Origin of the sequence: Flavobacterium sp., assembly GCF_035760125.1 — a bacterium.
GTDB lineage: Bacteria > Bacteroidota > Bacteroidia > Flavobacteriales > Flavobacteriaceae > Flavobacterium.
The window spans coordinates 1-14,147 of sequence record NZ_DASTTN010000535.1; the positions used below are offsets into that span (position 1 = coordinate 1).

Below are 14,147 nucleotides of genomic sequence, written 5' to 3' on the forward strand. Positions count from 1 at the left end.
AATAGTTATGAGTATTCTTTCCAACTATGTTCCAGATTGCATAGTTCGTGCCGAAGTTTCTTGTCCTATTGAAGATTTAGCCGAAAAACATATTGAATATCCTCATGAATTTGCGGTCAAATTTATTCAAGCCGTTCAAATTGCAGAAGTAGAGCCGTATCGCGCCGTAACTCACAACAAAGGAATCATGAATGGAATCGATGCTGTTGTTCTCGCAACCGGAAACGACTTTAGAGCTGTAGAAGCAGGAATTCATGCCTATGCCTCCAGAAAAGGACATTACTCGAGTTTGTCCCATGCTAAAATTGAAAACGGAATTTTTAGTTTTTGGCTGGAAATTCCTTTGGCTTTAGGTACAGTTGGCGGGTTGACATCGCTTCATCCTTTAGTAAAGTTATCATTAGAAATGCTTGAAAAACCTTCAGCCAAAGAATTAATGCAAATTGTTGCGGTAGCTGGATTGGCACAAAACTTTGCCGCATTGCGCTCATTGACTACAACAGGAATTCAAGATGGACACATGAAAATGCATTTGAACAATATCCTAAATCAATTTGAAGCCAATGAAGAAGAACGTATTTTGATAAAAAAGCACTTCAAGCATCATATTGTTTCCCATAGTGCAGTAGTTGATTACATTGAAAATTTAAGGAAATAATTATCATTAAGTTTTGTCAAAGTTTTAAACCTTGACAAAACTGTTTGAGTTAAAAAATAATGAAAAAAACATTTTACAGCAACGGAAAGCTTTTAATAACAGGAGAGTATCTCGTTCTTGATGGTGCAAAAGCACTAGCCCTACCTACAAAATTTGGACAAAACCTAATTGCTGAGAAAAGTAGCAACCAAGAAATAAAATGGAAAAGCCATGATGCAGATGGAAGTGTTTGGTTTGAAGACACCATTCCATTTTCGGCAATTATTTCCAACACTCCTTTTGAGAAAGAATCTGTAAAAAATACTCTAATTACCATTTTACGTGAAGCCTTTCTATTGAATCCAGATGCAATTTTAAACTCGGAAGGTTATATCGTTTCAACCCATCTAAGTTTTCCAAAAAAATGGGGATTAGGAACCTCTTCGACTTTAATAAACAATACTGCCCAATGGTTTAACATTAATGCCTTTGAACTACTTAAAAACAGTTTTGGAGGCAGTGGTTATGATATTGCTTGCGCACAAAACGACAATCCCATTATATATCATCTTGAACAAGGAAAACCAGTTGTTGAAAAAGTAAAATTTCATCCAACATTTACGGAAAACTTATACTTTGTTTATCTCAACCAAAAGCAAAACAGCAAAAATGCCATTGCTTCCTATAAAGAGAAAAAAAACAATTTAGAAGACGCAAAAGAAATTATAGATCAACTTACAGAAACTGTTTTGGATGCAAAAGACGAAGACACTTTTGCGCAAGCGTTAGAAAAACACGAAAAAGAGCTGAGTTCCATTCTTGAAATAAAAACCGTTAAAGAATCCTTGTTCCCAGATTTTGACGGAACCATAAAAAGCCTTGGAGCTTGGGGAGGTGATTTTGTATTGGTTATTTCAAAAGAAAACCCCAGTCCTTATTTTATGGCTAAAGGATTTGAGACCATTATTCCATATAGCGAAATGATATTATAACCTAAGTTCGATCACTTATATTTTTTTCTTTTCATAGATAAAGCAAAAAAACAAAATGCTTCCTCTTAGCCCCGATAGAAACGAAAATCCTTATAAGTATAAGATTGAAGTGTATAGCAGGACGATATTCACAAAAAAGCCAAATCTTTCTGCTCCAAAATATAAAAAACCCGATACTTGCAGTTTATAAGTATCGGGTTTTTTATTTTTGAAAATTACTGTTTAGTAATTAAAATCTTTTCTGTTGTCTTTAATATCAGCACCTTCTTTTAAAGCTGGCAATACTCTATTTACTTCAGAAGCACTTTGCGCTTTTAATTTAGCTACATTATCAGCATAGCTTTTTAAAGCAGGTGCTTTAACAGTGCTTATGTTTTTCACTACATAAACCCCAGTAACTCCTTCAATTGGAGCTGATACTTTATTAGCAGCCAATGCAAATGCATTCCCTACAACTTTTGGTTCTTGACCAACACCACCAGTTAAAACTGGATTTTCCAAAGTAACATCAGTGGCTTGTTGCACAGTTGTACCTGTAGCTTTTGCGATAGCTTCCAATGAACTTCCGCTCATTTTAGCTTTCAATAATTCTGCTTTTTTCTTGTTTTTAAGAATTTGCTCTACATAAGGTCTAGCTTGATCAACTGGTACTAATCCAGAGTTATCAATCGTTTTAACTTTTGCGATTACGTGTCCTAAATTAGCCACTTCAAATCTTTTTACAGCACCTTCTTTAGTGTCATTTTCAAAAGCCCATCTAACGATATTTCTTTGGTTTCCTAAAGGACCAAAATTTTCGTCCATTGCTTTTACTGAAACAGCTGGTGATACGGTAAGAGCCATATCTTTTGCTACCTTATTAAAATCTTTATCAGCAACATCCATTTCAAATTTAGTTGCCTCTGTAAACACTTTATCAGAAGTAGCTTCAGAAGCTTCGATTTTTTGAGCTACAGTTGCCAAACGAATTCCGTCTTGTTTGTCAGTGATTTTGATGATGTGGAAACCAAATGGAGTTTCTACCAATCCAACTTTTCCGATTCCATTATTGAAAACGAAATCATTGAAAGGTTTTACCATTTGACCTTGGCCAAAATATCCTAAATCCCCACCTTGTTGAGCAGATGAATCATCTGAACTGGTGAAAGCCAACATCAAGAAGCTATCTGGATTTGCAGTTACTTGAGCTAAAATTTCTTCAGCTTTAGCCTTAGCTTCTTCTTTAGTTCTTTTCTCTCTTTTGTTAGGCACTTGAGTTCCTTCATAACTAATAAGGATATGACTTGCTTTAGCATTTACACCCGCTTTTCTTCCTAAAGATTTTGAAATACAGTAGTATTTTCCAAAAACATAAGGTCCATAAACTTCACCTGGAGCTAAGTTGTACAATTTATCAGCATCAACTGCAGGTAAATCTTTTTTGGCAACATATGAAGAATCGTAAGGCACATCAGAGTTTGAATTCACAAATTCAATTACATTTTTAGTATTTTTAAAACCTGCTAAAGTATCATTTTTACCAGTTGCTTGATTGTAAACTACACTTCCTGTCAATAATGAATTAACTTTAGTTTTAACTTCATTAATATCTGCTGCAGATGCTTTATCTTCAATTAAAACATATTCTACTTTACGAGTTTCCTCAGACTTGAATTTTTTTGGACTCGCTTTCATGTAATCCAAAATATCAGCGTCAGTAACTTTAACCTCACTGTCTTTGATACTAGAAAATAAACCAGCAACATAAGCAAAGCTTACTTTATTAGCCCCCACTTCATAATTGAATTTTCCTTCGCTTTCAGTTGTATAAATACCAGCTTTAATTAAGGTATTGTAGATTTGAAATTTAGCATTCAACTCAGCACTTTTTTCTCTGTCTTTTAAAAATTGTGCTTGCTCTGGATTTGACCTGAAATATTCTTTGAATTTTACAACATCAAACATACCAGCAGCATTTAAGAACATTGGGTTTTTACCAATATTTTGATCAGCTTTAAGAACATCCATAATATGCTTCTCACCAACTCTTAATCCTAATTTATCAAATTCAGCAGAAAGTAAAGCAATAGTCACTTCTTGATCCCACACTTGTCTAGACGCTTCTGTTGAAGAAATCCCCTGTCCACTTTTTTCTACATTACTTACTTTAACTCTAAAGTCTTCAAATGCGATATCCTTTCCATTGATGCTTCCAACATCCTTCGAGCTCTTACCAAAATTTCCTTTAGTAAAGAGATCTTGTATTATAAATGAGAATAATGCTAGAGCAATAACTCCAATCATTATAGCGGAATGTTGTCTAATTTTTGATAAAACTGCCATTGTATATTATTGTTTATTTTAAAATTTTGTTTGCGAAAATACAATTATCTAATTAATAATTATAGAACTACTGTTTTTTTTTTGTTTTTTTTTAAATTAAAAAAAGAATCTCAGTCTTTGATAGTCATTTTAACCAATTCAATCTTCTTATTTGTGGCTTCTTCTATCACAAAATGATAGTTTTCGATGGTAATCTCATCTCCTTTTTGAGGAATTTCCTTAGTAAAGTCTACGATGAATCCTCCAAGTGTACCATAAGAATCACTTTCAGGAATAGTCAATTTATAGGTCTGATTCAAATACTCAACATCGAAACGGGCAGAAAATAAAAAAACACCTTCTTCAAGCTCTTTTTCTATCAATTCTTCATCCAGATCATGCTCATCTTCTATTTCACCAAATAGTTCTTCAACTATATCCTCAATAGTCAAAATACCTGATGTCCCTCCATACTCATCCAGTACAACCGCAACGCTCTTTCGTTTTTTGGTCAACAAACTCATAGCATCTTTAATATAAATGGCCTCTGGAATAAACTCAACCGGAATAACAATCTCCTTAATAGTAGAAGGTTTTTTGAACAAATCAAAAGAATGAACATAACCAATAATATCGTCTAATGAATTTTGATAAATCACCATTTTAGAATAACCCGTCTCTATAAACAATTCTTTAAGATCGTCTAGTGATTCCGTAACATTGATTGCAGCAATTTCTGTTCTCGGTGTCATTACATCACGAGCCTTTACTCCCGAAAAATCCAACGCATTACGAAATATCTGTATTTCAGAATCTACTTCTTCATGGTCTTCAACCGTACTCATCTGCTCATTGATATAGTTTCCCAATTCAACTTTACTAAAATAAAGCTGCACTTGGTCTCCTTCCGTTTTAAAAAATCTTTTCAAAACAAAATCAGAAATCCAAATCAAAAAAGTAGAAATGAAATAGAATAATTTATAAAAGAAATAGGCTGGAATGGCAAAAAACTTAATCAGTGAATTGGCATAAATCTGAAAAAAGACTTTCGGCAGAAACTCGGCTGTTATTAAAACAATAAATGTTGAAATTACAGTTTGAATCAAAAGGCTCGTAAAATCTGAAAAATGCAAATTAAAAAACAACAGCCAATTCATTAACAATTCACCCATAAAAAATCCATAAACCACAAGTGCAATATTGTTTCCAATAAGCATTGCTGCAATGAATTTTGAAGGTTTTTCGGTAAGCTTAGTAAGAGTTTTAGAAAGAAAACTATCTTGTTTTTTTTCTAATTCTAAATAAATTTTATTAGAAGATATAAAGGCTATCTCCATTCCTGAAAAAAAAGCACATAGTATTAAACACAATATTATGATACCTATTTCCATAGTATTTATGATTGTTTATTTCTGTCTTCAAATTTCTTGGCAAACTTTCTTCTAAAGAAAAACATAAAAATGGCAAGACCCGCAATTACAAAACTCAATAAAGGTGTTTCGTTAGTATTCCATTTGGTATATCCATCGTAAAGAAAATAGATCCCAAAAGCTAAGTAAAGGTATGAGGTATATTTTAAGAAATTCATGTTGTGTTATTTTTATTATTCTGAAGATTCAATCTCTCCTTCTATTCGTTGTGAATTCACGACTTTAAAATCTTTGCTAAAATCAATTCCCTGTCCAGTTGAGCCTCCTTTTGCATCTGTCAGTTTAAATTTTTTCTCAGTATAAAACCATTGGTTTTTTTGGTCAAAATACAATTGTTCCGTTTCTAGCATTTGTCCAGCTTCCGAAGTAATCTTTACTTTTCCCTGTAAATCTATAATATTGGTTTGTTTATACGAAACTGCATAATTCGACTTGATGAAAGTTCTTTTACCCTTATCATCATAAATTGTTACGTCAACCCCTTTAGGGAATTCTGTAAATGCAAAATCAACATTTGCATAATCAAACATTTTAGGGCTTATCAATATGGATTTTATTTTTCCGGAATCGGTGTATTTTAAATTCACATTATCGGCATCACCACTGGGAACAAATTCGGAATAATCATTTTTTTGAACCTCCTTAAAATTACTTTCACACCCCAAAACCATGCTAACAACAATTATTAGCAGTAAAAATAATAGGATATATTTTTTATAGAAAGTCATAATAGAATGTCAATTAGGAAAACAAATTTATTTAAATTAACAATTAGTCAATTTTTCTTTGTCCAAACCATTTGTCATTAAGAGAGAAACTCACCGCAAAAGTAAAATAATTTTCTTGAACTAATCCTTTAGCAGTTGTGCCTCTTTGCCCATATTCCAAACCAACATTAACATTGGAAATACTACCTGGAATTGGCAATCCAAAACCAAGAGTTATCCCTTTATCATCTATCTCTTCTGAATTAACAATAGTCCCTGTTTTCGTATATTTTAAACCAGCTCTATACACCACTTTTTGATAGTATTTAGAAAAAACATTATAATTAGGGACATAATACCCCCCTAAACTATAACTTGAATATTTTCCATAAGTTGTATTGCTTGAAGTATTATAATCAGATGCTAATTTTCCAACATTTTGAAAAACCATTTGAGTACCTATCATCCATTTCTTAATTTGACCGGCACCAAAACCAAAAGAGATTTTTTCTGGAATAGTCAAATCTGTCCTAATTTCCTTTGCATCCACTTTATCTACAACAGCAACATCAAAATTAGAATTATAGTTTACCGTAGAAATTGTTCTAGTATTACTAGAAGACAATTTACTTTGAGGAGTGTATGTAAAGCTACTATACAAATTTATTTTTTTATAGATTTTGTGCTTGTACATTGCACCAAAATTAGCTGTAAACCCATTCAAATCAGCTTTATTTTCCTCCTGAGTTCCTATAGGCACCCCTGTAATATATTCTAAATTTGTATTATTAATTCTTCCAAAATTATACTGTATATCAGCACCAACCACTAAATTGGGAATAACTGTATATCCTAATGAGAAGAAAGCTTTGTTTAAACCACCGGTTCCCTTCATTACATTATTTGCTCCGTCTGGATCTGAACTTGTCGATTGAATATTGTACCCTACTGAAGTATAAGGCAATAATCCAAATCCAACGCCAATTTTCCCTAACGGCAAAGCAACTGCCAAATAATCCAATGTTGTTCGTTGTGCATTTTCTTTATTAGAGTCCGTTTTCAGACTAGTTGTAGTATAATTTGCCCCTATAGTAAAAGTGGTAAACCTCATACTGGCAAAACTAGCAGGATTCAAAATATTAATATGAAGACTGTCTTGCTCGATATTCAAACCTCCCATAGAACGATTTTCAAGATTTCCCTTAAATCTGGATTCACCAATTCCGAAAAAAGAGTAAGGAGAGGCAGATCCACTTTGAGCATTAGACATTAGTGAAAAAAAGAAACATGCAATAACAATAATTTTTTTAATCATTTTCTATTTTATATTGAAAAATTTGGTTCAAACTCTCTAACAGAAAATTTGAATTGGCAAATATGGTATTTTTTAATCGTTTAGCCAAAAAATCTGTGTCTCCACCCGTTAAAATTATTATAAAATTTGAGTATTTTGATTGATATTCATCGACAAAACCATTAATCTCATAGACCAATCCATTTACAACTCCAGAATGGATTGCTTCGGCAGTTGAATCCCCAACAAAATATTTAGGACTTTCTACAGTCAATAAAGGTAGTTTTTCGGTGAAGTTGTGCAACGATTCGTATCGTAAACGCAAACCCGGAGAAATAGCACCACCATGATAGACGTTATTTTGATCTACAAAATCGTAAGTAACACAAGTCCCAGCATCTATAATCAAACGATTTTTACTTTGAAACTGCAAAGTTGCACCTGCCGCCAATACCATTCTGTCTATCCCCAAGGTTTTTGGAGTAGCATAATTATTAACAAAAGGAAAAGCATCTTCGTGGGAAACAAACCATACATCAAGTTTTTTTTGAAAATACAAAAACGAATTTTTATCTACATTTCCAACAGAAGCCACAACCAAATGCATGACTTTCCCATATTTCTTTAAAATAGTTTCAATTTTTTCTTGAATTTCATCTTTAGAAAAAACAAAAAACTCCATTGTGCTATGCCCCTCAAAAACAGCACCTTTAATTCTTGTATTCCCTACATCAATAGTTAAAACCATAGTATCTTTTTTAAAAATGCTAAGGTACGAATAGATTTTTTTTAAAAAATGTATTGTTTAATTTAAAAAAGATTCTATATTTGCACCCGCAAACAAGTTCACAGAACTCCTATAAAAATAGAGGCTAAGTGATATAATAAGCACGGTACCTTAGCTCAGATGGTAGAGCAATGGACTGAAAATCCATGTGTCCCTGGTTCGATCCCTGGAGGTACCACAAAACCCACTCAAACGAGTGGGTTTTCTGTTTTTCACATCTTTCCAAAAGGTCCAGTTTTCATTTATTTAATTGAAAACGTTAACTTTAAATTTATACAGTAGTAATTCTTTATTGAATTCCAAAAACAGAAAAAATTACTACAAAGACATTAACAAAAAAACGCTCCCATTTATGAAATTTATATCGAAATTTCATAAATTCATACCAACAAACTTATATTTTAGAAATATAAATTATTTTTTTATAAAATAATTGTCCTCATTATCAACATGTTCCGACAAATCTTATTAATTTTGAGTAGCTGACATTAATAGAAACCAAAATATAATGAAATCAATTAATTCATTAACTTCTTTATATGCAAAACCTTCAATACTAAGGTCAACTCCAATTGCTGTTCTTGTGGTTGCCACATTATATATTCTACTTTCTAAAACAAGCTTTTTAATAACAATCAACTCTGGAACTGTTAGTCCAATATTTTTTGCTGCAGGATTTGCTTTTGCCTCGGTATTGATTTTGGGACACAAAGCACTGATAGGCATTTGGATTGGCTCACTTTATTCAAATATATTCCTTAATATAGACATTGCAAAGCTGGATAAAACACATTTTCTAAATCACCTTCCTATAGGCTTTTTTATTTCAATAGGAACCGTAATGGCTTCAATTACAGGAACAATTATCGTAACTCGTTTGTGTCAAAAAGAGCATCCATTGAAAAATGGACAAAATGTATTGGTATTACTTATTTTAGGACCAATCGTTTATTCTACGATTACATCTCTTATTGGAGTCATTAGCTTGAGACTTTACGGTTCAATTTCTGTAGAACAATTTTGGTACACTTATAAAACATGGTGGCTTGGTGATGCAATTGGTATCATTTTAATTACTCCTTTGATGCTGTCTTGGTTTTTAAAAGATTCTTTCGATAAAAATAATTTTAATTTCTTCGAATTAACACTCTATGGGCTAGCAACCATTTTATTATGTTTCGGCGTATTCTTTCAATATCACGACCTAAAATATCTCATCTTACCTTTATTGTTCTGGTCTGTCTATCGTTTTGGGATTCAAATTACAACGTTGTTCATTATTATAATAGCATTGTTTGCTATTATAACAACGTCTCAAGGAATCGGTCCATTTTATGAAGAGCACATTAACGATTCTATTTTGTTTTTGGACTTATTTTTGAGTGTGATAACCATTTGTAGCCTCTTTTTGGTAGGAATTATCTCAGAACGAAAAAAAGCTGAAGATTTGATTAAAACAAGTGAAAAAAATCTTCGCGAAAATCAAATTTTGCTTGAATCTACTCTTGAGAGCCCAAAAGATATTAGTATTTACTCTATAGGTCTAAATTATGAATATTTAAGTTTTAATAATCTACATCGCCATAACATGAAAATCATGAATGGTATAGACATTATTTTGGGAATGAAACTTCAGGATTGCCTGATTAACAAAGAAGAACTTGATGAAGCAGTAACTGTCTTAAACAAAGTTTTTCTAGGAGAGAGTATTACCACAATAAGAAGTTTTAAAACCAATAACAGTTTTTGGGAATTAAAGATTAGCCCTATTGTAACTCAAAACAATAAAATTATTGGAGCTACCGTCATATCAACTAATATAACTGAAAAGATAAAAGCCGAGGAAGCTTTGATAAAAAGCGAAGAAAAATATCGAAACATATTTGAAAATATTCAGGACGTAATTTTCCAAACTGATATTGAAGGGATTTTCACAGATTTAAGCCCTTCCGTGGTAGAATTTTGCGGCTACACTGCAAATGAGTTAATTGGCAAGCCAACTTATTTTTTACAACCCGAAGATGAAAAAAACGACATCGCCATAAAGCTAATTAATGAACGATTGATTTTAAATAATTTTGAACGATTGATTAAAACAAAATCAGGATCATTAAAATATGTTTCTCTCAGTGCCAAAATGATTTTTGACGATAATGGAAACAAACATCATATAAATGCCATCGTAAGAGATATTAGCCAAATAAAAGAAAATGAAAGAGAGATTGCAAATCAAAATCAGAAATTACAAATTCAAAACAAAGAGCTAGAGCAATTTGCCTATATCACTTCCCATGATTTACAGGAACCATTGATTACGCTAAAATGTTTTTCAGAACTCATCAAAGCAGATTTTCCAAAAGATGCTAATGAAAATATCAATCAATATCTGGATTTTATTTTGGAATCCTCTGACAGGATGCAAAAACTAGTCAAAGGGCTATTGGACTATTCCAGAATAGGAAGTCAAATAGAAATAAAAGAAGTCGACAGTAATGAAATAGTAGATGATGCTATTTCAATTTTATCAGACATCATTCAAAAAACTGAAACACAAATCACTATTGGAGATTTACCCAAAGTTCAAGGATACTCCATAGAATTAATTCAGTTATTTCAAAATTTGATAGAAAATGCAATAAAATTTAGAAAAAAAGAGGTTCCCATAACTATCAATATCACTGCAAAACAAGTTGAAGACAATTGGCAGTTTGCCATTGAAGATAATGGGATAGGGATAGAAGAGAACAATATAGAAAAGGTCTTTGCAATTTTCAAACGTCTCAATAATCGGGATGAATATTCTGGAACAGGAATCGGCCTTGCTATTTGCAAAAAAATTATCGCCTTGCATAGAGGTACCATTTGGATAGAATCTACATTTGGTCAAGGCACAATCGTTTACTTTACGATACCAAAATAAAAACAACGGCATCCAATTCCTTAAAAAAATAAATAGCTACATATGAAAAAATTAAATTCTGTTTTGCTTGTCGATGACGATGCGGCAACCAATTTCATCAGCAAAATGTTAATCAAAAAAGCAGGAATAACAGAACATATCGAAACCACTTTAAATGGTCGTCAAGCATTAGACTATTTGACCAACTCGGGAAAATATGAAAAATCTAATGGTATATTTCCCCAGCCCATGCTGATTCTACTGGATATCAATATGCCTGTAATGGATGGATGGGAATTTGCAGAAGCCTTTTCAAAATTGGATGAAAATCAAAAAGGAAAAATTATTATTATAATGCTCACTAGTTCACTTAACCCTGATGACAAAGAAAAAGCTTCAAACCTTTCTGCAATTTCAGGCTTTCAGAACAAGGCCCTTACTATGGAGGGACTTACTTCGATTATGAATACATTTTTCCCGGATATCTAGATTAATTTTACAATTGGTTTATCCAAAACATTAATTTATGCTAAACCGCTATTACAAAAAATAATGACCAATAGCAGTTTTTTATTGTCACATAAAACATTCTTTTTACAAAAAAAAATATTTTTCTTGTCTTTTGTTATATTTTTTATATATTTATCAGATAATCGGAAAAACAAATCATTTTATCGATTATTTAAAATCGATAAAAATAAAAATTGCTTGATAAAAGATAAAATATGACCCCCATTTTACTTCTTCAACTGCGAGGCATTATCACTTCGCCATTAATTTCAATATTTTGTAAAAAATTTGAAGAAAATGAAATACTATTGAGAAAATCTATTGACACCAGTATTTGCACCGTTCTTATTGGCCTCGAGAATATAATGGACAATACCATTTTATATGATAAAATCATTGATTCTATAACTTTTACCGAATTTTATAGAACTACCGAATTTGAAAATGGAAAAATTTCCTCAATAAATTACTCTTTTGAACAGGAGGGTTTTATTCCATTGAATTTGATTTTCTCTACCAAAAAAGGGCGTATATCAGAAATGATATCGAATGAAGTAGGTATTAAAAGTGAAACAGCGGGGGCTATACTAAATTTTGCAGTTATGCTGATATTATCTCATTTTGTAAATGAAAGACAAAAATCGGCAATTATCCAAAACGATTTAAATTCTCAAAAAAAAATAATACTAAACAATGTTCCTGAAGGCATTAGGGTGCTTCTTGGATATTCAAATTTTGAATATGAAGATGCTCACTCCGATTCAAATACATCTATAAAAACCAATACAAAACCTCATTTTTTAAATAAAATTTTCAAGTTCTAACCGCTCAAGCTCACTAGGTATTTTTTAAAAAAAAATGGCAACAGTCCTAAAACTGTTACCACTTTTCTCCTAACTAATTAAACCTATCTTAATATAAACTCTTGCGTAAGTCCTTCTATTTGAATTTTGAAAGTTCCTTTTTCAGAAATCCATTTCAAGTCATTGTTTACAAATTGAAGGTCTTTCTGATTCAAAATAAAACTTACTGTTTTACTCTCGCCAGGAGCAAGATTAATTTTTTCAAATCGTTTCAACGCTTTAACTTCCGGAGTTATACTTGCCACCTTATCTGACAGATAGAGCAAAACAGATACTTTTCCACTTACTTTTCCTGTATTTTTCACATCAACAGTAACTTTTAAATCATCTGAATTACTTATTTCTGCTTTATCAATTTTAAGATTCGAATATGCGAAAGTTGTATACGACAAACCTGTACCAAATTCAAATTGAGGAGAATAACTTTTTTCATATTTGGCATCATTATTTTGCTCATCATCCCCTAAACTTTCTGTGTATTTTCGATTGTATTTTTCTAGCGAATTAGGATACCTAGGATAATTATACGGCAACCTTCCGCTAGGATTCACATCTCCATACAATATATCTGCCAATGCTCTTGCTCCTTCATTTCCTGACAAATAGCACTGTACTACAGCACCCATATTATCTTCAAAATCACTTATCAATCTTGGTCTTCCTTCATTCAAAACCAAAATAATTGGTATGTTTAATTTAGACAAAGCCAAAGCCAGTTTAGATTGCGAAGCAGTAATGTATAAATTGCTAATATCACCTGGGGTTTCAGTATAGTTTTTTTCGCCAAGACATAGAATAACTTTAGACACACCTTTGGCCATTTCAACTGTTTTTGCAATTTTAGCATCATCAAAGTTCACTAAATCAGCTCCAGTAGTATACAACACATTTTCTTTTCCAATTTTATTTTGCAATGCTTCCAGAATAGTCATTTTATCTGCTGCATAAGTATCTGAATTTTCTCCTTGCCAATTGTAAGACCAACCTCCATTCAAATATTTCATACTATTAGCCGTTGGTCCGGTTAGCAATACTTTTTCGTTTTTATTTAAAGGCAATACGGCATTGTTGTTTTTTAACAAAGTGATTGACTCGGACGCAGCATTGTATGCAACATCAATAAATTCTTGAGAACCAAACTTTGGATAATCCTTCAAATTAGCAACTGCTGTTTGAAATAAATTCAATTCAAATTTCATTTTTAAAATTCTGGTAACCGCATCGTCAATTCTTGACATTGGCACTTCTCCTTTGTTCACTAAGTCTAACAAATCAACATAAAAAGTATAATCTTCTGGAACCATACTCATATCAATTCCAGCCAATACCGATAATTTTACCGCTTCACGATTGTTCTCAGCTACTTTATGTCTAGTATGGAGATAAATAATATCTTTCCAATCTGTAACTACAACACCTTGAAAACCCAATTCTTTTTTCAAGACATCAGTAATTAAATATTTGCTGGCATGAACAGGAGTTCCATTAATCTCACCCGAGCTCACCATTACACTTTTGGCACCCGCTTTAATAGCTGTTTGATAAATGGTCAGGTCAAATTGTCTCAACACTCGCTCCGGAATAACACTTGGAGTTCTGTCTTTTCCGGTTGTTGTACTACCATATCCTATATAATGTTTCATGCAGGAAGCCACATTATATTTTGATCCAACATCAACCCCTTCAAAACCTCTTACCATCGCCTCTCCCATTCGACTTGACAAGTA

11 protein-coding genes, 1 tRNA gene and 1 pseudogene are annotated in these 14,147 nt (G+C 32.2%); 6 read left to right on the forward strand and 7 right to left on the reverse strand.

Going from position 1 to position 14,147, the window contains the following annotated elements:
• Positions 1-658 (forward strand): annotated as a pseudogene (locus VFS71_RS19030) (hydroxymethylglutaryl-CoA reductase); the annotation flags it as partial.
• 59 nt (positions 659-717) lie between these two features.
• Positions 718-1,629: a GYDIA family GHMP kinase gene (locus tag VFS71_RS19035; protein ID WP_326403238.1), complete on the forward strand. Its 912-nt coding sequence runs from the start codon at positions 718-720 to the stop codon at positions 1,627-1,629.
• A gap of 222 nt (positions 1,630-1,851) precedes the next feature.
• Here the strand turns inward: VFS71_RS19035 and VFS71_RS19040 are convergent, their stop codons facing one another.
• From VFS71_RS19040 to VFS71_RS19065, 6 genes are all read right to left on the reverse strand, one after another.
• On the reverse strand, positions 1,852-3,951 hold the full coding sequence (locus VFS71_RS19040; protein WP_326403239.1) for a peptidylprolyl isomerase: 2,100 nt from the start codon (positions 3,949-3,951) through the stop codon (positions 1,852-1,854).
• Between the two features lie 110 nt (positions 3,952-4,061).
• Positions 4,062-5,321 carry a hemolysin family protein gene (locus VFS71_RS19045; protein WP_326403240.1) on the reverse strand — a complete coding sequence of 420 codons (1,260 nt, stop codon included), beginning with the start codon at positions 5,319-5,321 and terminating at the stop codon, positions 4,062-4,064.
• Positions 5,322-5,326: 5 nt separating this feature from the next.
• Positions 5,327-5,518, reverse strand: coding sequence for a hypothetical protein (locus VFS71_RS19050; protein WP_326403241.1), 192 nt, complete (start codon positions 5,516-5,518; stop codon positions 5,327-5,329).
• 15 nt (positions 5,519-5,533) lie between these two features.
• The gene (gene lptC, locus VFS71_RS19055) at positions 5,534-6,088 is read right to left on the reverse strand and encodes an LPS export ABC transporter periplasmic protein LptC (RefSeq protein WP_326403242.1); all 555 of its coding nucleotides are present in this window, start codon (positions 6,086-6,088) and stop codon (positions 5,534-5,536) included.
• A 43-nt stretch (positions 6,089-6,131) separates the two neighbouring features.
• The gene (locus VFS71_RS19060) at positions 6,132-7,382 is read right to left on the reverse strand and encodes a hypothetical protein (RefSeq protein ID WP_326403243.1); all 1,251 of its coding nucleotides are present in this window, start codon (positions 7,380-7,382) and stop codon (positions 6,132-6,134) included.
• Positions 7,375-8,109 (reverse strand): type III pantothenate kinase, encoded by a 735-nt coding sequence (locus tag VFS71_RS19065; protein WP_326403244.1) that lies wholly within the window; start codon positions 8,107-8,109, stop codon positions 7,375-7,377. Before VFS71_RS19065 ends, VFS71_RS19060 begins: the two co-directional genes overlap by 8 nt.
• Before the next feature lie 144 nt (positions 8,110-8,253).
• On the opposite strand from VFS71_RS19065, the gene VFS71_RS19070 reads away from it, so the two are divergent.
• The 4 genes from VFS71_RS19070 to VFS71_RS19085 all read left to right on the forward strand — a co-directional run bounded on the left by VFS71_RS19070 (position 8,254) and on the right by VFS71_RS19085 (position 12,381).
• Positions 8,254-8,326: transfer RNA gene (locus tag VFS71_RS19070), tRNA-Phe, on the forward strand.
• A 330-nt stretch (positions 8,327-8,656) separates the two neighbouring features.
• On the forward strand, positions 8,657-11,068 hold the full coding sequence (locus tag VFS71_RS19075) for an MASE1 domain-containing protein (RefSeq protein ID WP_326403245.1): 2,412 nt from the start codon (positions 8,657-8,659) through the stop codon (positions 11,066-11,068).
• A gap of 42 nt (positions 11,069-11,110) precedes the next feature.
• On the forward strand, positions 11,111-11,536 hold the full coding sequence (locus tag VFS71_RS19080) for a response regulator (RefSeq protein ID WP_326403246.1): 426 nt from the start codon (positions 11,111-11,113) through the stop codon (positions 11,534-11,536).
• A gap of 236 nt (positions 11,537-11,772) precedes the next feature.
• Positions 11,773-12,381 carry a hypothetical protein gene (locus tag VFS71_RS19085; RefSeq protein ID WP_326403248.1) on the forward strand — a complete coding sequence of 203 codons (609 nt, stop codon included), beginning with the start codon at positions 11,773-11,775 and terminating at the stop codon, positions 12,379-12,381.
• Between the two features lie 83 nt (positions 12,382-12,464).
• On the opposite strand, the gene VFS71_RS19090 is transcribed toward VFS71_RS19085, so the two are convergent.
• Positions 12,465-14,147 (reverse strand): glycoside hydrolase family 3 C-terminal domain-containing protein (locus tag VFS71_RS19090; RefSeq protein ID WP_326403249.1); only part of this gene is annotated, 1,683 nt, incomplete at its 5' end.

Excerpts from the sequence above, each read along its gene's own strand:
- VFS71_RS19045 (WP_326403240.1), bottom strand. The coding sequence starts at position 5,321 with ATGGAAATAGGTATCATAATATTGTGTTTAATACTATGTGCTTTTTTT.
- VFS71_RS19085 (WP_326403248.1), top strand. The coding sequence starts at position 11,773 with ATGACCCCCATTTTACTTCTTCAACTGCGAGGCATTATCACTTCGCCA.
- VFS71_RS19065 (WP_326403244.1), bottom strand. The coding sequence starts at position 8,109 with ATGGTTTTAACTATTGATGTAGGGAATACAAGAATTAAAGGTGCTGTT.
- VFS71_RS19060 (WP_326403243.1), bottom strand. The coding sequence starts at position 7,382 with ATGATTAAAAAAATTATTGTTATTGCATGTTTCTTTTTTTCACTAATG.
- VFS71_RS19050 (WP_326403241.1), bottom strand. The coding sequence starts at position 5,518 with ATGAATTTCTTAAAATATACCTCATACCTTTACTTAGCTTTTGGGATC.
- VFS71_RS19035 (WP_326403238.1), top strand. The coding sequence starts at position 718 with ATGAAAAAAACATTTTACAGCAACGGAAAGCTTTTAATAACAGGAGAG.
- VFS71_RS19080 (WP_326403246.1), top strand. The coding sequence starts at position 11,111 with ATGAAAAAATTAAATTCTGTTTTGCTTGTCGATGACGATGCGGCAACC.
- VFS71_RS19075 (WP_326403245.1), top strand. The coding sequence starts at position 8,657 with ATGAAATCAATTAATTCATTAACTTCTTTATATGCAAAACCTTCAATA.
- lptC (WP_326403242.1), bottom strand. The coding sequence starts at position 6,088 with ATGACTTTCTATAAAAAATATATCCTATTATTTTTACTGCTAATAATT.
- VFS71_RS19040 (WP_326403239.1), bottom strand. The coding sequence starts at position 3,951 with ATGGCAGTTTTATCAAAAATTAGACAACATTCCGCTATAATGATTGGA.